Origin of the sequence: Klebsiella sp. BIGb0132 (assembly GCF_024810075.1) — a bacterium.
Classification (GTDB): domain Bacteria; phylum Pseudomonadota; class Gammaproteobacteria; order Enterobacterales; family Enterobacteriaceae; genus Klebsiella; species Klebsiella terrigena.
The window spans coordinates 482,750-501,790 of record NZ_JANUDW010000001.1 but is presented as its reverse complement, the minus strand read 5'-3'; the positions used below and the strand labels follow the sequence as shown (position 1 = coordinate 501,790).

Below are 19,041 nucleotides of genomic sequence, written 5' to 3'. Positions count from 1 at the left end.
ACCTGAATAGGGCGCGGAAAAAGCAGATACCCGAGCCCGGCGTCTTCGAGAGTCAGGCCGCGTCAGCGACGCGGCCTCTATTTGCTCTGCGGCCCTCAGCGCAGAATGGCCTGACAAATCGCCTCGCTGACCTGCTGAGTTGAGGCCGTGCCCTGCATATCCGGCGTTTTTGGCCCGCTGGCAATCACCTGCTCGATGGCTGCCAGAATGCCGCTGTGCGCCGCGTCGTAGCGCGCGTCGCCGGCGCCGAGGAAATCAAGCATCATCGCCCCGGCCCAGATGGTCGCTATCGGGTTGGCGATATTTTTGCCGTAAATATCCGGCGCCGAGCCGTGGACCGGTTCAAACAGCGACGGGAAGGTGCGCTCGGGGTTGAGGTTTGCCGAAGGGGCGATACCGATGGTGCCGGTACAGGCCGGGCCGAGATCGGAGAGAATATCGCCGAACAGGTTCGAGGCCACCACCACGTCAAAGCGTTCGGGCTGCAGCACGAAGCGGGCGCAGAGAATATCGATATGCTGCTTGTCCCAGCGGATCTCCGGGTAGTGCTCAGCCATCGCCTCAACCCGCTCGTCCCAGTAAGGCATGCTGATGGCCAGACCGTTGGACTTGGTCGCCGAGGTCAGGGTTTTACGCGGCCGACTCTGCGCCAGCTCAAAGGCGTAGCGCAGGATGCGGTCGACGCCGCGACGGGTGAACACCGACTCCTGAATCACCACCTCGTGCTCGGTGCCCGGATTCACGCGTCCGCCGAGGGAGGAATACTCGCCTTCGGTATTCTCACGCACCACGTAGAAGTCGATATCACCGGCCTTTTTCCCCGCCAGCGGGCAGGGGACGCCGGCGAACAGGCGCACCGGGCGCAGGTTGACGTACTGATCGAACTCGCGGCGAAACTTCAGCAGCGATCCCCACAGGGAGACGTGGTCCGGCACGGCGTCGGGCCAGCCGACGGCGCCGAAATAGATGGCGTCGAATTCATTGAGCTGAGCATGCCAGTCGTCCGGCATCATTTTGCCGTGGCGGGCATAGTAGTCGCAGCTCGCCCAGTCAATCTGCTCAAAGCTGAGCGCCAGGTCCCAGCGCTCGGCCGCGGCCTGTAAGACGCGAATACCTTCGGGCAGAACTTCTTTACCAATACCGTCGCCGGGAATGGCGGCAATGCGCCAGGTTTTCTTCATACGGGGTCTCATTTGTTGGCCTGCGAAATTGACTTCCCCTCTATCCTATAATTGACTGGTTCATAATTAATCATGCCAACTGGTGAAACATAAAACACACTTTATGAATAATCTGCCGCTGCTTAACGATCTCCGCGTGTTTATGCTGGTCGCCCGCCGCGCCGGTTTTGCCGCCGCCGCCGAAGAGCTGGGCGTCTCACCGGCCTACGTCAGCAAGCGGATCGCCCTGCTTGAGCAGGCCCTGAACGTGGTGCTTTTGCATCGCACCACCCGGCGCGTCGCCATTACCGAAGAGGGCGAGCGCATCTACGAATGGGCGCAGCGCATTTTGCAGGATGTGGATCAGATGATGGACGAACTCTCCGACGTCCGTCAGGTCCCGCAGGGGACGCTACGGATTATCAGCAGCTTCGGTTTCGGCCGGCGGGTGGTGGCGCCCGCGCTGTCGGCGCTGGCCCGGGAGTATCCCCAGCTGGAACTGCGCTTCGATGTTGAGGACCGGCTGGTGGATCTGGTCAGCGAAGGGGTGGATTTAGATATTCGCGTCGGGGACGATATTGCCCCGAACCTGATTGCCCGCAAGCTGGCGAGCAATCAGCGCATTCTCTGCGCCTCGCCGGGCTTTCTGGCGCGCTATCCGCAGCCTAAACAGCTTAGCGATCTGGCGGCCCTGCCGTGCCTGGTGATTAAAGAGCGCGATCGGCCCTTCGGCGTGTGGCAGCTGCAGGGTAAAGAGGGGGAAAGGGCGATTAAGGTCACCGGTCCGCTGTCGTCGAACCACGGCGAAATTGTCCATCAGTGGTGCCTTGACGGGCAGGGGATCGCTTTACGCTCCCGGTGGGATGTGAATGAAAATATCGCCAGCGGCCATCTGGTTCACGTGCTGCCGGACTATTACCAGCCCGCCAACGTCTGGGCGGTATACGTGTCGCGGCTGGCGACCTCAGCTAAAATTCGCGCAACCGTGGAGTTTTTGCGCCACTATTTTCAGCAGCACTATCCCCGGCAAGATCCGCAGCAGCGCATGGTCAGCGACGAGGCGAAATAGCCGGCGGCGCAGGCCGCCGGCCGAGGGCGCTACGGGCGGGTCACGTTGTGCAAAATAGCCAGCGCGCTGGCGAACTGCGCGTCCGGGATGGTCAGCGGATAGAGGAAGCGGATCACGTTGCCGTACTGGCCGCAGGTCAGCAGCAGCAGGCCCTGCTCCAGCGCCCGGCGCTGGATCGCCTGCGCCAGCGCCGGCGCAGGCTCGCCGCTTGCCGGGTCAACGAACTCGGCGGCAATCATCGAACCCACGCCGCGTACCTCCGCCAGCCCCGGACACCAGGCCTTTGCCTCTTCCAGGCTTGCCGTCAGGCGCTCGCCGAGGGCGGTGGCGCGGGCGCACAGCCCCTCTTTATCAATGATATTAAGCACCGCGTGGGCGGCGGCCACCGCCAGCGGGTTACCGGCATAGGTGCCGCCTAATCCGCCCGGCGCCGGGGCGTCCATAATCTGCGCGTTGCCGACCACTCCGGAGAGCGGCATGCCGCCTGCCAGGCTCTTTGCCATGGTCATCAGGTCCGGCTTATCGGCATAGCGATCCATGGCGAACAGCTTACCGGTGCGGGCAAAGCCGCTCTGCACCTCATCGGCAATCATCACGATGCCGTGCTCGTCGCACAGGCGGCGAACGGCGGCGACCAGCTCTTTCGGCGCGACGTTAAAGCCGCCTTCGCCCTGTACCGGTTCAAAAATAATCGCCGCCACCTGTTTGGCTTCAATATCGGCCTTGAACAGGCGTTCGATGGCGGTTAGCGCGTCCTGGGTGGTGATGCCGTGCAGGGCCGACGGATAGGGGACGTGGTAGACGGAGCCGGGGAACGGCCCGAAGCCCAGTTTATAGGGCGCCACTTTACCGGTCAGCGCCATCGTCATGTAGGTGCGGCCGTGGAAGCCGCCGCTAAAGGCGATAACGCCGGGGCGTCCGGTATGGGCGCGGGCAATTTTAATCGCGTTTTCTACCGCTTCGGCGCCGGTAGAAAAGAAGGCGGTTTTGGCCGGGCCCCGCACCGGCGCCAGCTCGTTAAGCTTCTCGGCCAGCGCCACGTAGCTCTCGTAGGGCACAATCTGGTAGGCGGTATGGGTAAACTGCTGCAGCTGCTGCTGCACGGCGGCGACCAGTTCCGGATGGCGATGCCCGGTATTCAGCACGGCGATCCCGGCGGCAAAGTCGATGTAATCCCGACCTTCGACGTCGATCAGGGTGGCGTTTTGCGCCGATTGGGCAAAGAAGTTGCACATCACGCCCACGCCGCGCGGGGTCGCTGCAAGACGACGCTGATGAAATTCGCTGTTGCTCATGTTTAACACCTTTTAGCAAAATTAATGATGTTGACCGGCGCGGAGGCTTACACCCCGAGGCGATCGCGCAGGCTGTAGTAGGCGGCGCCCATTGCGGTGAACGGAATGCGCAGGCTGCGCCCGCCCGGGAACGGGTAGTGCGGCAGTTTGGCAAAGGCGTCGAAGCGCTCGGCGTCGCCGCGCAGCAGCTCGGAAATCAGCCTGCCGGCGAGGTGCGTACAGGTCACGCCGTGACCGCTGTAGCCCTGCATGTAGTAAATGTTCTTATCGAGACGGCCGAACTGCGGCATCCGCGACAGGGTCAGCAGGAAGTTGCCGGTCCAGCGATAGTCGATCTTCACGCCCTTCAGCTGGGGGAAGGTTTTCAGCAGCTTGGGCATAATCAGGCGCTCGACGTCGTCCGGATCGCGGGCGCCGTAGACCACGCCGCCGCCGTAGAGCAGGCGGTTATCGCCGGTTAAGCGGTAGTAATCCAGCAGGTAGTTGCAGTCCTCCACGCAGTAGTTCTGCGGGATCAGCGAACGCGCGACCTCATCAGAGAGCGGCTCGGTGGTGACCACCTGGGTGCCGCAGGGCATGCTGCGCTTCGCCAGCTCCGGCTCGACCTTATCGCCGAGATAGGCGTTACCGGCGACGATAACGTAGCGCGCGGTGACCTGGCCGCGGGCGGTGCTGACCACCGCCGGGCTGGTGTGCTGAATCTGCGTGACCGGCGACTGCTCGTACACCCGGCCGCCGTTGAGGCGGATGGCATCCGCTTCGCCAATAGCCAGATTCAGGGGATGAATATGGCCACCGCTGCGGTCGAGCAGCGCGCCGGTGTAGCGATCGCTGTTAACTTCGCGACGGATAGCGTTGGCGTCCAGCAGCTCCAGTTGGCTATTGCCGTAGCGCTCCCAGTTCTCTTTTTGCTCTTCCAGCGTCTCCATCTGCTTAGGGTTCATCGCCACAAACAGGCCGCCAGGGCGGTAGTCGCAGGCAATCTGATAGCGCTTGATGCGCTCGCGGATAATATCCCCGCCCTCAAACATCATGCTGCCCAGCATCTTTGCCGCATCCGGGCCGTAGGTGCGTTCAATCACGTCGATATCGCGGCTGTAGGAGTTAACCAGCTGGCCGCCGTTGCGGCCGCTGGCGCCGAAGCCGATGCGCGCGCCTTCCAGCAGCACCACGTCATAGCCCATCTCCGCAAGATGCAGGGCCGAGGAGAGGCCGGTATAGCCGCCGCCGACGACGCAGACGTCGCAGCTGATGGATTCATCCAGCGTCGGGAACGGCTCATAGGCGTTGGCGCTGGCGGCGTAATAGCTGGTGGTATGTTCGGTCATGATTAGGACTCCAGAGCAATCCAGATGGTTTTCAGTTCGGTGAATTTTTCCAGCGCATGCAGGGATTTATCGCGTCCGTTTCCGCTCTGCTTGTAGCCGCCGAAAGGTACGGTCATATCACCATCGTTATAGTTGTTGACGAAGACCGAGCCGGCCTTCAGGCGGCGGCTCAGGCGGTGGGCGCGGGAGAGATCGCGGGTCCACACCGCGGCGCCGAGGCCGTAGCGGCTGTCGTTGGCCAGCTGCAGCGCCTGTTCTTCCGTTTTGAAGCGGGTCACCACCAGCACCGGGCCGAAGATCTCTTCCCGGCTGATGGTCGAGGCGGGATCGACGTCGACAAAAATGGTTGGCCCAATGGCCGCCGGCCACGGGTTTTTGCGCCCGTCGAGCAGCAGGGTGCTTTTGCTCTCTCCGGCGCGAATAAAGCTGTGAACGCTATCGGCGTGGGTGTTATCGATAAGCATCCCCATGGTGGTGTTCGGATCGAGCGGATTGCCCGGCTGCCAGAGGCTCGCCTGCTCCTGCAGACGCGCGAGAAACTCGTCGGCGATGCTCTCTTCCACTAGCAGGCGGGTGCCGGCAATGCACACCTGGCCCTGGTTATAGAAGATGCCGCCGGCGGTAGCGTTCACCGCTTTTTGCAGATCGGGGCAGTCGGCGAAGACGATGTTGGCGCTTTTGCCGCCGGCCTCCAGCCACACGCGCTTCATATTGCTGTCGCCGGCATCTTTTAACAGCTGCTTGCCGGTGCGGGTCGAGCCGGTAAAGGTGATGACTTCAACGTCCGGGTGCAGGGAGAGGGCCTGGCCCGCTTCGTGGCCGAAGCCGCTGATGACGTTGAGCACGCCGTCCGGCAGCCCGGCCTCTTTTGCCAGCCCGGCAAGGCGCAGCGCGCTGAGCGGCGATTTTTCTGACGGCTTAAGGATCACGCTATTGCCGGCCGCCAGCGCCGGGCCCAGCTTCCAGCAGGCCAGCAGCAGGGGGAAGTTCCACGGCACCACCGCGGCGACGACGCCAATCGGCTCGCGGACGATCATCGCCAGCTCGTTCACGCCGGTCGGGGCAACTTCGCCATAGACTTTATCGATAGCCTCGGCGTACCAGCGGATCGCGCGGGCCGCGCCGGGAATATCATCGCGCAGGCTGTGGCGAATCGGTTTGCCGGTGTCGAGGGTTTCCAGCAGGGCCAGCTCTTCGCGATGGGATTCCATCAGGTCGGCAAATTTATGCAGCACCGCTTTACGTCGGGCCGGCGAGGCCTGGGACCAGTCGCCGCGATCGAAGACGCTGCGCGCGGCCTGAACGGCAAGCTCGACGTCGGCTTTTTTACCGCGCGCCACGTGGGCCAGCGTTTGCTGAGCGGCGGGGTCGATGGTTTCAAAGGTGCTATTATCGGCAGCGGCGCAATATTCACCATTAATAAATAAACGGGTTTCCGGTTGCAGGCTATTTGCTTTTTCCTGCCAGTAGTTTAGATGCTGAAAATCCATATATAGACTCCATCATAATATAAGCGGGTAAGAGTATTCATAAAGTAATCGGATAATAATATTCGGTATTTTCAGACAGCGCGGGGCGGCTTCGGCCGGAGTGCAAGCCGATGCGTTGGGATACAGATGTTCCCCGGAGTCAGATACCGTTCAGCGCTATTTATTGGCGCATTTTATTGAGGCCGGCGGAGAGTGATATTACCGCGCTGCGCAAATAGATTATTTGCGTACTCTTCGCGCCGGTGGAAATATTTCATCCGCCGGCGCGGGCCTGAAGAAAACCTGAAACCTGCTCAGGCTAAAATTAGAACGTGGTGGGGGTATGGGCACTGATAATTCGGCAAATACCGGCCGAAGTGTTGCTGAAGCTGTGCGGTATGCCGGTATTAATGGCATAGCTTTGCCCGGCAACCAGGTGATACGACTGACCGTTAACAATCAGCACAACTTCACCTTCCAGTACGGTGCCTATCTCTTCACCCTGATGTTTGATCCTCTCCCCGGTAGTGGTTCCAGGCTGGTAAGTTTCAAAAATCATCGCCAGCGTACGGTTCGGATTTCCGTTGTGAACCAGCTTCATCGAAACGCCCTGACTGCCCATTTCGATAAGGTCATCCTGATTAATAACCACCTGCGGTTCATCAGGTTTTTCTGGTTCAGAAAAGAATTCCGAGAGCGACAGCCCATAGACTTTCAGCAGCTTTTGCAGCGTGCTGATGGCAGGACTGACTTTATCCTGCTCTATGGTACTGATGGCACTATGTGTTAACCCAGACAGTTCGGCGGCACGACGTTGTGAGAGACCCAGCTGTTGCCGGATCGCTGACAGACGTTTCCCTGGCGCCAGTCCGTCATCGCTCATATTTGCATTTCCTTAACTGTAGTGGTCAGAGCCGCTGCTTTTCAGCAACGTGGTTCTGACAGGCGGTGATAAAACCTTCAAACAACATACGTGACAGGGCGTATTCGCTACTGTTCCATTCAGGATGCCACTGTACGCCCAGCGCGAAAGGGTGGTCGTTAACGCTGACCGCTTCCGCCAGCCCGTCCGAAGAGCGGGCCTCCACGCGCAGACGTGGGCCTAATGTTTTTGCTCCCTGCCCGTGTAGCGAGTTTACCCAAAACGTGTTGCAGCCCGGTATTAACTGAGAAAGTAATCCTCCTTCCTGCACCTGAACCTCGTGAGAGGGAGCGTACTGCTCCTCTACCGGAAGCTCGGGGTCTTCGCGATGTTCAAGCAGTTCCGGCTGCTCGAAAAGACGACGATACAGAGTCCCGCCGGTGGCGACAACCAGTTCCTGCAACCCACGGCAGATGGCGAAAATGGGGATGCGCCTTTCGAGTGCGGCGGCAATTAATGCCATGCTCAGAAGATCACGCCCGGGATCGGCGTCAGGCTCATCGCCGTTTTCACCATAAAGGTGCGGCTGGACGTTGCTGGGGCTGCCTGGCAGGTAGATTCCGTCCAGCCTGGGTAACAGAGCGGCAAGCATTTCCGGTTCGGCCAGGGCGTGCGGCAGGGCAATCGGCAGCCCGCCGGCGTTAATAATCGCATTCAGGTACTTCTCCTGCAGGGTCTGGGTCTGGTGACCCTTAAGCCTGTTCCTGCACATCACGACGCCAATAACTGGCTTGTACATTATATTTTCCATGATCGCCCTCACAAAGTGGACTAAATTATGACCATTTAGAGTGTTAAAAGGCCATATCGTTCAATATTTTCTCAATCTAGCAGCGCAAATAGCCGTTTGCAAACTTAATTTAACATTTGACAAACATTTTGTTTGCATACACATTCGAAGGGTGGACATTATATTTAACGGCAGCAGGCCGAAGTCCGAAACCAACACAACGGCGGTGAATGATGGAAACCAATATCGTAGAAGTTGAGAATTTTGTTCAGCAGTCAGAAGAGAGACGGGGCAGCGCATTTACTTCTGAAGTAAAGCGCTACCTTGAACGCTACCCTGATACCCAGTACGTCGACGTGCTGTTAACCGACCTGAACGGCTGCTTCCGCGGCAAGCGCATCCCGGTCTCCAGCCTCAGCAAGCTGGAGAAGGGCTGCTACTTCCCGGCGTCGGTTTTTGCGATGGATATTTTGGGCAACGTGGTTGAAGAGGCGGGCCTTGGCCAGGATATGGGCGAGCCGGACTGCACCTGCGTCCCGGTGCCGGGCACCTTAACGCCTTCCGCCGCCGATCCGCAGTATGTCGGCCAGGTGCTGCTGACCATGATTGATGAAGATGGCGCTCCCTTTGACGTTGAGCCGCGGAACGTACTTAACCGCCTCTGGCAGCAGCTGCGCCAGCGCGGGCTGTTCCCCGTGGTAGCGGTAGAGCTGGAGTTCTATTTACTCGATCGCAAACGCGATGCCGAAGGCTATCTCCAGCCGCCCTGCGCGCCGGGCACCGACGTGCGCAACACCCAAAGCCAGGTTTACTCCGTGGATAACCTCAACCACTTCGCCGACGTGCTGAATGATATCGACGAGCTGGCCCAGCTGCAGCTGATCCCGGCCGACGGCGCGGTCGCGGAAGCCTCGCCGGGGCAGTTTGAAATCAACCTTTACCACACCGATAACGTGCTCGACGCCTGCGATGATGCGCTGGCGTTAAAACGCCTCGTGCGTTTAATGGCAGAGAAGCATAAGATGCACGCCACTTTTATGGCCAAGCCTTATGAAGAGCACGCCGGTAGCGGGATGCACATCCATATCAGCATGCAGAACAATAAGGGTGAAAACGTGCTGGCGGACGCGCAGGGCGAAGACTCCGCGCTGCTCAAGCGCGCGCTGGCCGGAATGATTGACCTGATGCCGGCGTCGATGGCGCTGCTGGCACCAAACGTGAACTCGTACCGTCGCTTCCAGCCGGGAATGTACGTCCCGACCCAGGCATCGTGGGGACACAACAACCGCACCGTGGCGCTGCGCATTCCCTGCGGCGATCGCCATAACCACCGCGTTGAGTATCGGGTGGCGGGAGCGGATGCCAACCCGTATCTGGTGATGGCGGCCATCTTCGCCGGGATTTTACACGGCCTGGACAACAATACGCTGCCGCTGCAGGAAGAGGTGGAGGGCAACGGCCTCGAGCAGGAAGGGCTGCCGTTCCCGATTCGCCAAAGCGACGCGCTGTGGGAGTTTATGCAAAACGACTCTCTGCGAGCGCTGCTCGGCGAGCGCTTCTGCCACGTTTACCATGCCTGTAAGCATGATGAGCTGCTGCAGTTTGAGCGCCTGATCACCGAAACAGAGATTGACTGGATGTTGAAAAACGCCTGATCGCCGCCCCGCAAGGGGCCAACGGGTGAGAACTATCGGTAGCATCATACGGCCTGAGCGGAGCCTGGCCGAAAATTTTGCTGGGGATCCAGCCGTTTCCCGAATGTCGCGTTAAGGAGCGCAGGCGACAGCGGGGCTTCAGTTAACGACACAGTGTGTGACGAGGTAGGAGATGATGCAGATGTTCAAATATCCGCAGGGAGAAGGGGGCCAAGAGGGCCGCTATGAATGTGAACCCGCCGCCGTTCGCCGGTGCGTTTTGCCCAGCTATCTACGATTAACCCCCTTGCTAAGCAGGTTTGTAACCCGGTCGCTGTACCCACAAACCCGTGCCTGCCTGGGGGAGAGCGTCTATGGCTGCTAATACTTCTCTTAACCTCCCGGCCGAGGCGGCAAAGCCCCGGCTGCGCAAGTCGCTCAAGCTTTGGCAGGTGGTGATGATGGGCCTCGCCTACCTGACGCCGATGACGGTGTTTGATACCTTCGGTATTGTCTCCGGTATCAGCAACGGCCACGTCCCCGCCTCCTACCTGCTGGCGCTGGCGGGGGTGCTGTTTACCGCCATCAGCTACGGCAAGCTGGTGCGTCAGTTCCCGGAAGCGGGGTCGGCGTATACCTACGCGCAAAAATCAATCAGCCCCCACGTCGGCTTTATGGTCGGCTGGTCGTCGCTGCTGGACTATCTGTTCCTGCCGATGATCAACGTCCTGCTGGCTAAAATCTATCTTTCCGCCCTGTTCCCCGAGGTTCCGCCGTGGGTGTGGGTGGTGTCGTTTGTGGCGATCCTTACCGCCGCGAACCTGAAGAGCGTGAGCCTGGTCGCCAACTTCAACACCCTGTTTGTGCTGGTGCAGATTTCGATCATGGTGGTCTTTATCGTGCTGGTGGTGCAGGGGCTGCATAAAGGTGAAGGCGTGGGGACCGTCTGGTCGCTGCAGCCGTTTATCAGCCAGAACGCGCATCTGATCCCGATCATCACCGGGGCGACGATCGTCTGCTTCTCGTTTCTCGGCTTTGATGCGGTGACCACGCTGTCGGAGGAGACTCCGGACGCCGCGCGGGTGATCCCGAAGGCCATTTTCCTCACCGCCATGTACGGCGGCATTATCTTTATCGCCGCCTCGTTCTTTATGCAGCTCTTTTTCCCCGATATCAGCCGCTTTAAGGACCCCGACGCGGCGCTGCCGGAGATTGCGCTGTACGTTGGCGGCAAGCTGTTCCAGTCAATTTTCCTCTGCACCACCTTCGTCAATACCCTGGCGTCGGGGCTGGCTTCGCACGCCAGCGTCTCGCGTCTGCTGTACGTGATGGGGCGTGATAACGTCTTCCCGGAGCGCGTTTTCGGCTATATCCACCCGAAATGGCGGACGCCGGCGCTGAACGTGATTATGGTCGGCATTGTCGCCCTGTCGGCGCTGTTCTTTGACCTGGTCACCGCCACGGCGCTGATCAACTTCGGCGCGCTGGTGGCCTTTACCTTTGTCAACCTGTCGGTGTTCAACCACTTCTGGCGGCGCAAGGGCTATAACAAAACCTGGAAGGACCGCTTCCACTATCTGCTGCTGCCGCTGATTGGCGCGGTGACGGTAGGCGTGCTATGGGTGAACCTGGAGGCGACGTCCCTGACGCTGGGACTGGTGTGGGCTGCGGTCGGTCTGCTGTACCTGACCTGGCTGACCCGGCGCTTTCGCAAGCCGCCGCCGCAGTTTGACGGCGCCAGGACGGAGCAGGCCTGGGAGTCGTAGCGCAAAGGTGGACGCTGAATAAAGAAAAGCAGGCATAGCCTGCTTTTCTTTTGTCGCTATCGTGGAACGGGGGTTATTTTTTCTTCTTGTGAAAAGGCAGCTGGCTGGCGCGACGCTCTTTGACGTATGACACCAGACTGTAAAGCGCAACCCCCAGCAAAATGACCGCGGCGAGAAGGAGAATAATACCGGACATACACAATCCTGGGTCCTGGTTGAAAAGGATGCACTCTATAAATACGCGGCTAAGATAGCATCGGGATATGTCTGAAATATGACTCTTCCATAGGTAAAACCTAACAACTGCCGCAGAGTAAATCTGTTGTTTTGTCGGGCGGGGTAACACTCCGTTAAGCGATTTTACAGACGCGCGGCCTTCAGGCTGCTACTCTGCACGCGAGTACGAATTGTCTGAGAATAATATTGAATGCGTAATAAACATGTCGTCAGCCTGTCAGGGGTGGCACTTATCCTGGTCTCGTTTGCTTCACAGGCAGAGACCGAACGTCAGCAAACCCGGGAACGGATCGTCGATCAGGTGCTCAAGCCCTGCGAAGGCAAGAAGGCCGGAGACAAAGTGGTGATGGTCGATCGCCGCGGCGGAGAGCATGAGGCTATCTGCACCCTGGCGGCGGTGCCGCTGCCGGAGTAGCCTCTACCGCCGCCGGGGAGATTAGAGATTTCCCGTGCCGCCATCCACCAGCAGCTCGCTTCCCACCACGTAGCTGGACTCGTCCGAGGCGAGATAGAGCGCGGCCTTCGCCAGCTCCTGCGGGGTGCCCATTCGCCCGAGCGGGACCAGGTTTTTGATCTCCTCCTGCAGGGCGCTAAGCGCCTGCGCGCTGAGGCCGAGCTTATCTAACGCCGGCGTGCGCACCGGACCCGGGCTCAGGCCGTTCACGCGAACGCCGCGCGGCAGCAGCTCCGCCGACAGGGTGCGGGCCAGCGACAGCAGCCCGGCCTTGCTGGCGGCGTAGGCGCTGCTGGTCGGCAGGCCAATATGGGCGCTCACCGAGCCGCAGAGGATCACCGACGCCGGGTTCGCCAGCAGCGGCAGCAGAGCCTGTAGCAGAAAGAACGGCCCTTTGAGATTGGTATTCATCAACCGATCCCAGCTCTCTTCACGCCAGTCGCCAATATTCGCGTGGCTGACGTCGCCGGCGTTAATGAACACCGCATCGAGGCGCTCCCAGCGGCCGGCAAGAGTTTGCGCGAGCCGGCGCTGGTCTGCGACGTCGCCCGCATCGGCGGCGATAGCCCATCCCCGATCCCCCAATAGCGCCTGCGTCCGTTCCAGCGCCTCAGGGCTGCGGCCGGTGACCGCCACCTGGGCGCCCTCGGCGATAAACTCCTGCGCCGTCGCGAGGCCGATGCCGCTGGTTCCTCCGGTAATTAAGGCTAGTTTTCCTGCTAAACGTCCCATCGTGGTGCTCCCGTTCGCTTACTGGAAATCCCACTATAAAAGCATTAGTATCCAAAAGGTACCAGGTACCAATTGGATACTAATGAGGGAAGAGGTGTGCTATGGCGAAAACAGCGGCGCAGGCTGCGGAAAATAATTTTGTCCCCCCGGTCTGCCCGATGACCAGCTTCGTTAACCTGATCGCCGGGAAGTGGGCGATCCCGGTGCTCTATCGGCTGATCGTGCTGAATGCTCCATTGCGCTTCGGCGAACTGCTGCGCGCCATCGCCCCGATTACGCAAAAAGAGCTGACCCGCCAGCTGCGGCTGTTTGAGCAGCGCGGGCTGGTGTCGCGCCGCGTCTATCCGGAGATCCCGCCGCGGGTTGAGTACCAGATAACCGAGCTCGGGCTGTCGATGCGCGAAGCGCTGCAGCCGCTGGCGGAGTGGATGAACCACAACGGCCATCGGCTTAAACGATAAAAGAATGCCCGCGGCCTCAGTTTGCGCGCTGTCGTCTGGCAAAATGTCATAAATTTGTCACAATCAGGACGATGCTAATCACTGACTGAGGGTTAAGGGATGAGAAAAAGTCTACTCGCCGGCGCGATTGCCGCTGGCGTTTTACTGTCCGCGGGCGTCCAGGCTCAGGATCAGGCGGCCCCGCAGGGCTATCAGCTCCAGCAGGTGCTGATCATGAGCCGCCACAACCTGCGCGCGCCGCTGGCGAATAACGGCAGCGTGCTGGAGCAGTCAACGCCGAAATCCTGGCCGGAGTGGGACGTTCCGGGCGGACAGCTGACCACCAAGGGCGGGGTGCTGGAAGTCTATATGGGGCACTATATGCGGGAGTGGCTGGCGCAGCAGAAGCTGGTGACCAGCGGCGAGTGCCCGCCGGACAACGCGGTGTATGCCTATGCCAATAGCCTGCAGCGCACCGTCGCTACCGCCCAGTTCTTTATCACCGGCGCCTTTCCCGGCTGCGGCGTAACCGTCCACCACCAGCCGCAAATGGGCACCATGGACCCGACCTTTAACCCGGTTATCACCGATGACTCCGCGGCGTTTAGCGAGAAAGCGGTGCAGGCCATGGAGAAAGAGCGGCAAAAAATGCAGCTCACCGAGAGCTATAAGCTGCTCGAAGAGATGACCGACTATCGCAATTCGCCCTCCTGCAAAGAGAAGCAGCAGTGCTCGCTGAGCGACGGGAAGGACACCTTCAGCGCCAAATATCAGCAGGAGCCGGGCGTTTCCGGGCCGCTGAAGGTCGGTAATTCGCTGGTGGACGCGTTCACCCTGCAGTATTACGAAGGCTTCCCGCAGGACCAGGTGGCGTGGGGCGAAATCAAAACCGATAAGCAGTGGCAGGTGCTGTCGAAGCTGAAAAACGGCTATCAGGATAGCCTGTTTACCTCAACGGAAGTGGCGCGCAACGTCGCGAAGCCGCTGGTGAAGTATATCGACAAGGCGCTGGTAGGCGACGCGGCGCAGGCGGCGAAGGTGACGCTGCTGGTGGGGCATGATTCCAATATCGCCTCGCTGCTGACGGCGCTGGATTTTAAACCCTATCAGCTGCACGATCAGAACGAGCGCACGCCGATTGGCGGCAAAATTGTCTTCCAGCGCTGGCACGACAGCGGCAGCAACCGCGAGCTGATGAAGATTGAGTACGTCTATCAAAGCACCGCGCAGCTGCGCAATGCCGACGCCCTGACGCTGCAGTCTCCGCCGCAGCGGGTGACCCTGGCGCTGAACGGCTGTCCGGTGGACGCCGACGGGTTCTGCCCGATGGAGACCTTTAAAACGGTGATGAACCAGGCGGCAAAATAAAACAAAAAACCCGGAGCAATCCGGGTTTTTTTATTCTGCTGCGTCGTGGTTATACGTTTTTACGTTCGATGGTTTGCTCGCCCCAGAACAGCGAATCTTTATCGGTTTTCGCAAAGGCCAGCGGCAGCACTTCATCGCTGCCTTCTTCCCAGATTTTTTCCGCTAATTTTTCATCGTATTTAGCTAATTCGAAAATCGCTTCGGCGATCTCCACCGAGGTATTGCGTAAACTTGCCCATTCACCGACGCGGTGAGCTTTTGCTTCTTGAGTTGGCATGCAAATCCTCCTGCTAAGGGTTAACCGTGTAATTTAACCGCCAGGCCGGCGACGTGTTCGCCCTGGTAGCGGGCGATCGCCAGCTCTTCCTCGCTCGGCTGGCGAGAGCCGTCGCCGCCGGCAATAGTGGTGGCGCCGTACGGCGTACCGCCGCGCACCACCGAGACGTCAAACAGTTCCTGCGCGCCGTAGCCAATCGGCACGATCACCATCCCGTGATGGGCGAGGGTGGTCCAGGTCGAGGTAATGGTCTGCTCCTGTCCGCCGCCGGTGCCGGTGGAGCTGAATACGCTGGCCAGCTTGCCGTACAGCGCGCCGGATGCCCACAGACCGCCCGTCTGATCGAGGAAGGTGCGCATCTGTCCGGACATGTTGCCGAAACGGGTTGGGGTACCAAAGATGATGGCGTCATACTCTGCCAGCTCCTGCGGCGTGGCGACGGGCGCATTTTGCGTTTTCCCGCCTGCTTTGGCAAATGCCTCAGCATGCATAGTTTCCGGCACGCGCTTCACCACCACTTCCACGCCGTCTACTCTGTTCGCCCCTTCGGCGACGGCATGAGCCATGGTTTCGATGTGTCCATACATTGAGTAATAAAGCACCAGAATTTTAGCCATTTGCATCACTCCTCGGTTGCGTTATAGGCCAGCCAAACGACTGGCTACCTTTAAAGATAAGGCGTCTGGCGGAGAGTGCAAATCTAACAATCATTTATTTGATTTATAACAAAATTGCAAAGATTGCCTTTGTCGCAAAAAGATACATTTTCCGCTGCGCTGTTTTCGTCTGCCATAAGAGTAGCTTAGCGCACTGGCGGGGCGGGAATATTCCGACAGCGCCGAAAGCTGTTGCAGGATGTTACTATTTGCCGGATGAATGAGTTTCATTCACTACGCTTAAAAGCACGCGATACGCTAATGGTCATGCCATAGGCCGCAGACGCTGCGGCTGCGTATTGCGCGTAATGCAGCATGATGTCTAACCAAGCGGAGGTCAGTGATGGCAAACCATCGTGGCGGTTCCGGCAACTTTGCCGAGGATCGTGAAAGAGCATCAGAAGCAGGTCGTAAAGGTGGACAGCACAGCGGGGGGAACTTTAAAAACGATCCCCAGCGCGCCTCGGATGCGGGCAAAAAAGGGGGCAAAAACAGCCACGGCAATCGTCATAGCTGATTTATCGCCAATGACGCAGGTCGGGCGTTTTATGATGCGGGGTTAATCTCCCTGGTACCCTGCGCATCGCCCTCGCCGCCGGCAGCTGCCGGCGGTTTTTTTATTGCCAACGGTTGCGCTCCCGGCGGGCTAATTGCACACTATCCGGCTAATCATTCGCTACCGGCCGCGCTATGTCTTCGTTCAAATTCTCCATCAAACCCCAGGAAGCGATCCTTATCGTTATCACCATGTTCTGGGGCGGTACCTTCCTCGCCGTACAGTACGCCGTGACGCTCAGCGGGCCGTTCTTTTTTGTCGGCGTGCGTTTCGCGACCGCGGCTTTGGCGGTTGCCCTGCTATCGCTTCGCGTCCTGCGCGGGCTGACGTGGCTTGAACTGAAGGCCGGGGTGGCGATTGGCGTCTCGATAGCGCTGGGGTACAGCCTGCAAACCTGGGGTCTGCAGTCGATCTCCAGCAGCAAGTCGGCCTTTATTACCGCTATGTACGTTCCGCTGGTGCCGCTGCTGCAGTGGCTGTGCCTCGGCAAAATGCCGGGAGTGATGTCCTGCCTGGGCGTGGTGCTGGCCTTTACGGGCCTGATCCTGCTGGCCGGGCCGGAAAATAATCTGCTGGCGCTCGGCGTCGGCGAAGCGATCACCCTCGCCAGCGCGCTGGCGATCGCCGCAGAGATTATCTTAATTAGCGCCTGGGCCGGAAAGGTGGACGTTCGGCGGGTGACGGTGGTGCAGCTGGCCACCGCGTCGCTGGTGGCGTTTGCGGCGATGGTGCCGGCAGGGGAAGCGATCCCTGCGATGTCGCCGGGGCTGCTGGGCGTTGCGCTGGGGCTGGGTATTTTCAGCGCCATTATTCAGGTCACCATGAACTGGGCGCAGCGCAGCGTCTCGCCGACCAGGGCGACGCTTATTTATACCGGCGAGCCGGTGTGGGCGGGGATTTTTGGCCGTATTGCCGGCGAGCGCTTACCGCTGCTGGCGCTGGTGGGCTGCGCCTTTATTCTGGCCGGCGTTCTGGTGAGCGAGCTGAAGCTTAAGCGGAAAAAGGCCTCCGCTACGCAGGAGGCCCCGGCGGAGGCCGGGGCGCTGTCCGAGCTTGCGGAGCGCCCGGATCCCTAATCCCGGTCGGCCTGGCGCGACCGGGAAAGCGCCGTTTATACCGTGGCGTTAGGCGCTTCTGCTACCCGCGCGCGGCGGCTAAGCAGAGCGTGCAGGAGAATGGCACCAAAGGTCGCGGTGCCGATCCCGCCGAGGGTGAAGCCGCCCAGCGAGAGGGCAAAATCGCCGGCGCCGAGCACCAGGGTCACCGCCACCATAATCAGGTTCCCGTTCTGACTCAGGTCGACCCGGTTCTGCACCCAGATCCGCGCCCCGGCCACCGCAATCAGCCCAAATACCACGATCGAGGCCCCGCCGATGACCGGCCCGGGAATGGTGTGGATCAGCGCGCCAAACTTGGGCGAAAACCCGAGCAGGACGGCAATCAGCGCGGCGGCAACGAACACCAGCGTCGAGTAGACTTTGGTGACCGCCATCACCCCGATATTCTCCGCATAGGTGGTGACGCCGCTGCCGCCGACGGCGCCGGAAAGCATCGTCGCCAGCCCGTCGCCGACGAACGCCCGGCCCATATACGGGTCCATATTGCGCCCGGTCATTCCGGCTACGGCCTTCAGGTGGCCGAGGTTTTCAGCAACCAGAATCACCGCCACGGGCGCAATCAGCATCATCGCCTGGCCGTTAAAGGTCGGGGAGGTAAAGTGGGGAAGACCAAACCACGCGGCCTGTTCCAGCAGAGAAAAGTCGAGCGGCTTGCCCAGCCCGAGGCCGTTTGCCAGCAGCGCGTAGAGCACGCAGGCCGCAATCAGGCCGACGAGGATCAGCAGCCGCTGCAGCATGCCGCTGGTGAAGACCGCCACGAGGCCGATGCACAGCACGGTCAGCACCGCCATCCAGCCGTCAAACGGCGTCGCTGAAACGCTGCGCACCGCAATCGGCGCGAGGTTCAGGCCAATCGCCATCACCACCGCGCCGGTGACCACCGGCGGCATCAGGCGCTCAATCCAGCGGGTGCCTGCCTTCATCACCACCAGGCCAATCAGGGTATAGAGCAGGCCGCAGACGATAATCCCGCCGAGGGCGACGTCCAGGTGCGGGTTCAGCCCCTGGCCGTTAAAGCCGGTGACGGCGATGACCACCCCAACAAAGGCCGCGCTGGAGCCCAGATAGCTTGGCACCCGGCCGCCGGTCACCAGAAAGAACAGCAGGGTGCCAATGCCCGACATCAGGATCGACAGGTTGGGGTCGAGCCCCATCAGTATCGGCATCAGCACGGTGGCGCCGAACATCGCGACCGCGTGCTGCACGCCCATAACCACGGTTTGCCCGACGGAAAGACGTTCATCGGGAGCCACCACGCCGGAAGCGGCGGAGGGGGAGGTCAACTGCCAGCGAGGAAAATCGAAAAGTGCCATGATGATATCCCGGGTTCAAGGTTAACAGGCTGGGCGCATAAGCGTGTGATAGCCGCGATCGAACCACATCAGCCCGCGCGGCTGCGGATGCTTGACGATGGCGGCGACCTCGCAGAACAGAATGTCGTGGCTGCCGACGCTGACGACCTGGCTGATGCGGCAGTCGAAGCTCACCAGCGCATCGTTCAGTCGCGGGCAGCCGGTGACGCCGGGCTGCCATTGCGCGGCGGCGAAGCGCTCCGCCATCGGCGTTTTACCGCCGAACAGGTTGGAGAGCGGTTCCTGTCCCGCCGCCAGGGTATTGACGCACAGCGCCTGATGCTGGCTAAAGGTCGGCCACACCGAGGCGGAGCGGTTCAGGCACACCAGCAGCGTCGGCGGCTCGTCGGTCACGCTGCACACCGCGCTGGCGGTAAAGCCGGCCCGGCCCGCCGGACCGTCGGTGGTAATGATGTTCACCGCGGCGCCGACCTGGGCCATGGCGTCGCGAAAGCTTTGTTTATCCGCAATAGGCATG

General features: G+C 60.3%; 20 protein-coding genes. 8 read left to right on the top strand and 12 right to left on the bottom strand.

Annotated features, from left to right (window positions below; genetic code table 11):
- Positions 1–95: 95 nt before the first annotated feature.
- Positions 96–1,181 carry a tartrate dehydrogenase gene (locus tag M2416_RS02295; RefSeq protein ID WP_259221858.1) on the bottom strand — a complete coding sequence of 362 codons (1,086 nt, stop codon included), beginning with the start codon at positions 1,179–1,181 and terminating at the stop codon, positions 96–98.
- 82 nt (positions 1,182–1,263) lie between these two features.
- Between M2416_RS02295 and M2416_RS02290 the strand changes: the two genes are divergently transcribed.
- Positions 1,264–2,229 carry a LysR substrate-binding domain-containing protein gene (locus M2416_RS02290; protein ID WP_259221857.1) on the top strand — a complete coding sequence of 322 codons (966 nt, stop codon included), beginning with the start codon at positions 1,264–1,266 and terminating at the stop codon, positions 2,227–2,229.
- A 29-nt stretch (positions 2,230–2,258) separates the two neighbouring features.
- Here the strand turns inward: M2416_RS02290 and puuE are convergent, their stop codons facing one another.
- The 5 genes from puuE to puuD all read right to left on the bottom strand — a co-directional run bounded on the left by puuE (position 2,259) and on the right by puuD (position 7,982).
- A complete protein-coding gene (gene puuE / locus M2416_RS02285; protein ID WP_259221855.1) occupies positions 2,259–3,524 on the bottom strand; it encodes a 4-aminobutyrate transaminase in 1,266 nt (421 codons plus the stop codon).
- Between the two features lie 47 nt (positions 3,525–3,571).
- Entirely contained in the window at positions 3,572–4,852 is a 1,281-nt protein-coding gene (locus M2416_RS02280; protein WP_041144902.1) for an NAD(P)/FAD-dependent oxidoreductase, read from the bottom strand.
- A gap of 2 nt (positions 4,853–4,854) precedes the next feature.
- A complete protein-coding gene (gene puuC / locus M2416_RS02275) occupies positions 4,855–6,342 on the bottom strand; it encodes an aldehyde dehydrogenase PuuC (RefSeq protein ID WP_076945151.1) in 1,488 nt (495 codons plus the stop codon).
- Between the two features lie 304 nt (positions 6,343–6,646).
- A complete protein-coding gene (gene puuR, locus M2416_RS02270; protein ID WP_041144904.1) occupies positions 6,647–7,204 on the bottom strand; it encodes an HTH-type transcriptional regulator PuuR in 558 nt (185 codons plus the stop codon).
- A gap of 25 nt (positions 7,205–7,229) precedes the next feature.
- Positions 7,230–7,982 carry a gamma-glutamyl-gamma-aminobutyrate hydrolase gene (gene puuD / locus M2416_RS02265; RefSeq protein WP_200851418.1) on the bottom strand — a complete coding sequence of 251 codons (753 nt, stop codon included), beginning with the start codon at positions 7,980–7,982 and terminating at the stop codon, positions 7,230–7,232.
- A gap of 224 nt (positions 7,983–8,206) precedes the next feature.
- On the opposite strand from puuD, the gene M2416_RS02260 reads away from it, so the two are divergent.
- A complete protein-coding gene (locus M2416_RS02260; protein WP_123551196.1) occupies positions 8,207–9,628 on the top strand; it encodes a glutamine synthetase family protein in 1,422 nt (473 codons plus the stop codon).
- A gap of 353 nt (positions 9,629–9,981) precedes the next feature.
- Positions 9,982–11,373, top strand: a complete 1,392-nt coding sequence (locus tag M2416_RS02255) for an APC family permease (RefSeq protein WP_076945155.1) — start codon at positions 9,982–9,984, stop codon at positions 11,371–11,373.
- A 73-nt stretch (positions 11,374–11,446) separates the two neighbouring features.
- Here M2416_RS02255 and M2416_RS02250 read toward each other — a convergent pair whose 3' ends face one another.
- Positions 11,447–11,569, bottom strand: a complete 123-nt coding sequence (locus tag M2416_RS02250) for a small membrane protein (RefSeq protein WP_095096195.1) — start codon at positions 11,567–11,569, stop codon at positions 11,447–11,449.
- 231 nt (positions 11,570–11,800) lie between these two features.
- On the opposite strand from M2416_RS02250, the gene M2416_RS02245 reads away from it, so the two are divergent.
- A complete protein-coding gene (locus tag M2416_RS02245) occupies positions 11,801–12,025 on the top strand; it encodes a hypothetical protein (RefSeq protein WP_045854783.1) in 225 nt (74 codons plus the stop codon).
- A 21-nt stretch (positions 12,026–12,046) separates the two neighbouring features.
- On the opposite strand, the gene M2416_RS02240 is transcribed toward M2416_RS02245, so the two are convergent.
- The gene (locus M2416_RS02240; protein WP_259221845.1) at positions 12,047–12,796 is read right to left on the bottom strand and encodes an SDR family oxidoreductase; all 750 of its coding nucleotides are present in this window, start codon (positions 12,794–12,796) and stop codon (positions 12,047–12,049) included.
- 101 nt (positions 12,797–12,897) lie between these two features.
- Between M2416_RS02240 and M2416_RS02235 the strand changes: the two genes are divergently transcribed.
- On the top strand, positions 12,898–13,257 hold the full coding sequence (locus M2416_RS02235) for a winged helix-turn-helix transcriptional regulator (protein WP_045854785.1): 360 nt from the start codon (positions 12,898–12,900) through the stop codon (positions 13,255–13,257).
- Between the two features lie 99 nt (positions 13,258–13,356).
- A complete protein-coding gene (gene agp, locus M2416_RS02230; protein ID WP_259221844.1) occupies positions 13,357–14,604 on the top strand; it encodes a bifunctional glucose-1-phosphatase/inositol phosphatase in 1,248 nt (415 codons plus the stop codon).
- Between the two features lie 49 nt (positions 14,605–14,653).
- On the opposite strand, the gene M2416_RS02225 is transcribed toward agp, so the two are convergent.
- Together M2416_RS02225 and wrbA are read right to left on the bottom strand one after the other, a co-directional pair.
- Positions 14,654–14,881, bottom strand: a complete 228-nt coding sequence (locus tag M2416_RS02225; protein ID WP_041144910.1) for a YccJ family protein — start codon at positions 14,879–14,881, stop codon at positions 14,654–14,656.
- 20 nt (positions 14,882–14,901) lie between these two features.
- Positions 14,902–15,498, bottom strand: coding sequence for an NAD(P)H:quinone oxidoreductase (gene wrbA, locus M2416_RS02220; protein WP_041144911.1), 597 nt, complete (start codon positions 15,496–15,498; stop codon positions 14,902–14,904).
- 382 nt (positions 15,499–15,880) lie between these two features.
- Here wrbA and M2416_RS02215 point away from each other — a divergent pair, with 382 nt between their 5' ends.
- Both M2416_RS02215 and M2416_RS02210 read left to right on the top strand, forming a co-directional pair.
- Complete coding sequence (locus tag M2416_RS02215) at positions 15,881–16,054, top strand: con-10 family general stress protein (RefSeq protein WP_041144912.1); 174 nt, start codon at positions 15,881–15,883, stop codon at positions 16,052–16,054.
- A gap of 173 nt (positions 16,055–16,227) precedes the next feature.
- The gene (locus tag M2416_RS02210) at positions 16,228–17,169 is read left to right on the top strand and encodes a DMT family transporter (protein WP_076945158.1); all 942 of its coding nucleotides are present in this window, start codon (positions 16,228–16,230) and stop codon (positions 17,167–17,169) included.
- A gap of 35 nt (positions 17,170–17,204) precedes the next feature.
- Here M2416_RS02210 and rutG read toward each other — a convergent pair whose 3' ends face one another.
- Together rutG and rutF are read right to left on the bottom strand one after the other, a co-directional pair.
- Positions 17,205–18,524: a pyrimidine utilization transport protein G gene (gene rutG, locus M2416_RS02205; RefSeq protein ID WP_045854790.1), complete on the bottom strand. Its 1,320-nt coding sequence runs from the start codon at positions 18,522–18,524 to the stop codon at positions 17,205–17,207.
- 21 nt (positions 18,525–18,545) lie between these two features.
- Positions 18,546–19,040 (bottom strand): NADH-dependent FMN reductase RutF, encoded by a 495-nt coding sequence (gene rutF, locus M2416_RS02200; protein WP_041144915.1) that lies wholly within the window; start codon positions 19,038–19,040, stop codon positions 18,546–18,548.
- Position 19,041 lies beyond the last annotated feature (1 nt).

What these genes read in the sequence shown, in the direction of transcription:
- M2416_RS02295 (WP_259221858.1), bottom strand. Translation starts at nt 1,181, where the DNA reads ATGAAGAAAACCTGGCGCATTGCCGCCATTCCCGGCGACGGTATTGGT.
- M2416_RS02210 (WP_076945158.1), top strand. Translation starts at nt 16,228, where the DNA reads ATGTCTTCGTTCAAATTCTCCATCAAACCCCAGGAAGCGATCCTTATC.
- M2416_RS02260 (WP_123551196.1), top strand. Translation starts at nt 8,207, where the DNA reads ATGGAAACCAATATCGTAGAAGTTGAGAATTTTGTTCAGCAGTCAGAA.
- M2416_RS02215 (WP_041144912.1), top strand. Translation starts at nt 15,881, where the DNA reads ATGGCAAACCATCGTGGCGGTTCCGGCAACTTTGCCGAGGATCGTGAA.
- rutF (WP_041144915.1), bottom strand. Translation starts at nt 19,040, where the DNA reads ATGCCTATTGCGGATAAACAAAGCTTTCGCGACGCCATGGCCCAGGTC.
- M2416_RS02235 (WP_045854785.1), top strand. Translation starts at nt 12,898, where the DNA reads ATGGCGAAAACAGCGGCGCAGGCTGCGGAAAATAATTTTGTCCCCCCG.
- M2416_RS02225 (WP_041144910.1), bottom strand. Translation starts at nt 14,881, where the DNA reads ATGCCAACTCAAGAAGCAAAAGCTCACCGCGTCGGTGAATGGGCAAGT.
- puuC (WP_076945151.1), bottom strand. Translation starts at nt 6,342, where the DNA reads ATGGATTTTCAGCATCTAAACTACTGGCAGGAAAAAGCAAATAGCCTG.
- puuD (WP_200851418.1), bottom strand. Translation starts at nt 7,982, where the DNA reads ATGTACAAGCCAGTTATTGGCGTCGTGATGTGCAGGAACAGGCTTAAG.
- M2416_RS02280 (WP_041144902.1), bottom strand. Translation starts at nt 4,852, where the DNA reads ATGACCGAACATACCACCAGCTATTACGCCGCCAGCGCCAACGCCTAT.
- puuR (WP_041144904.1), bottom strand. Translation starts at nt 7,204, where the DNA reads ATGAGCGATGACGGACTGGCGCCAGGGAAACGTCTGTCAGCGATCCGG.
- agp (WP_259221844.1), top strand. Translation starts at nt 13,357, where the DNA reads ATGAGAAAAAGTCTACTCGCCGGCGCGATTGCCGCTGGCGTTTTACTG.
- M2416_RS02240 (WP_259221845.1), bottom strand. Translation starts at nt 12,796, where the DNA reads ATGGGACGTTTAGCAGGAAAACTAGCCTTAATTACCGGAGGAACCAGC.
- rutG (WP_045854790.1), bottom strand. Translation starts at nt 18,524, where the DNA reads ATGGCACTTTTCGATTTTCCTCGCTGGCAGTTGACCTCCCCCTCCGCC.
- M2416_RS02245 (WP_045854783.1), top strand. Translation starts at nt 11,801, where the DNA reads ATGCGTAATAAACATGTCGTCAGCCTGTCAGGGGTGGCACTTATCCTG.
- puuE (WP_259221855.1), bottom strand. Translation starts at nt 3,524, where the DNA reads ATGAGCAACAGCGAATTTCATCAGCGTCGTCTTGCAGCGACCCCGCGC.
- wrbA (WP_041144911.1), bottom strand. Translation starts at nt 15,498, where the DNA reads ATGGCTAAAATTCTGGTGCTTTATTACTCAATGTATGGACACATCGAA.
- M2416_RS02250 (WP_095096195.1), bottom strand. Translation starts at nt 11,569, where the DNA reads ATGTCCGGTATTATTCTCCTTCTCGCCGCGGTCATTTTGCTGGGGGTT.
- M2416_RS02255 (WP_076945155.1), top strand. Translation starts at nt 9,982, where the DNA reads ATGGCTGCTAATACTTCTCTTAACCTCCCGGCCGAGGCGGCAAAGCCC.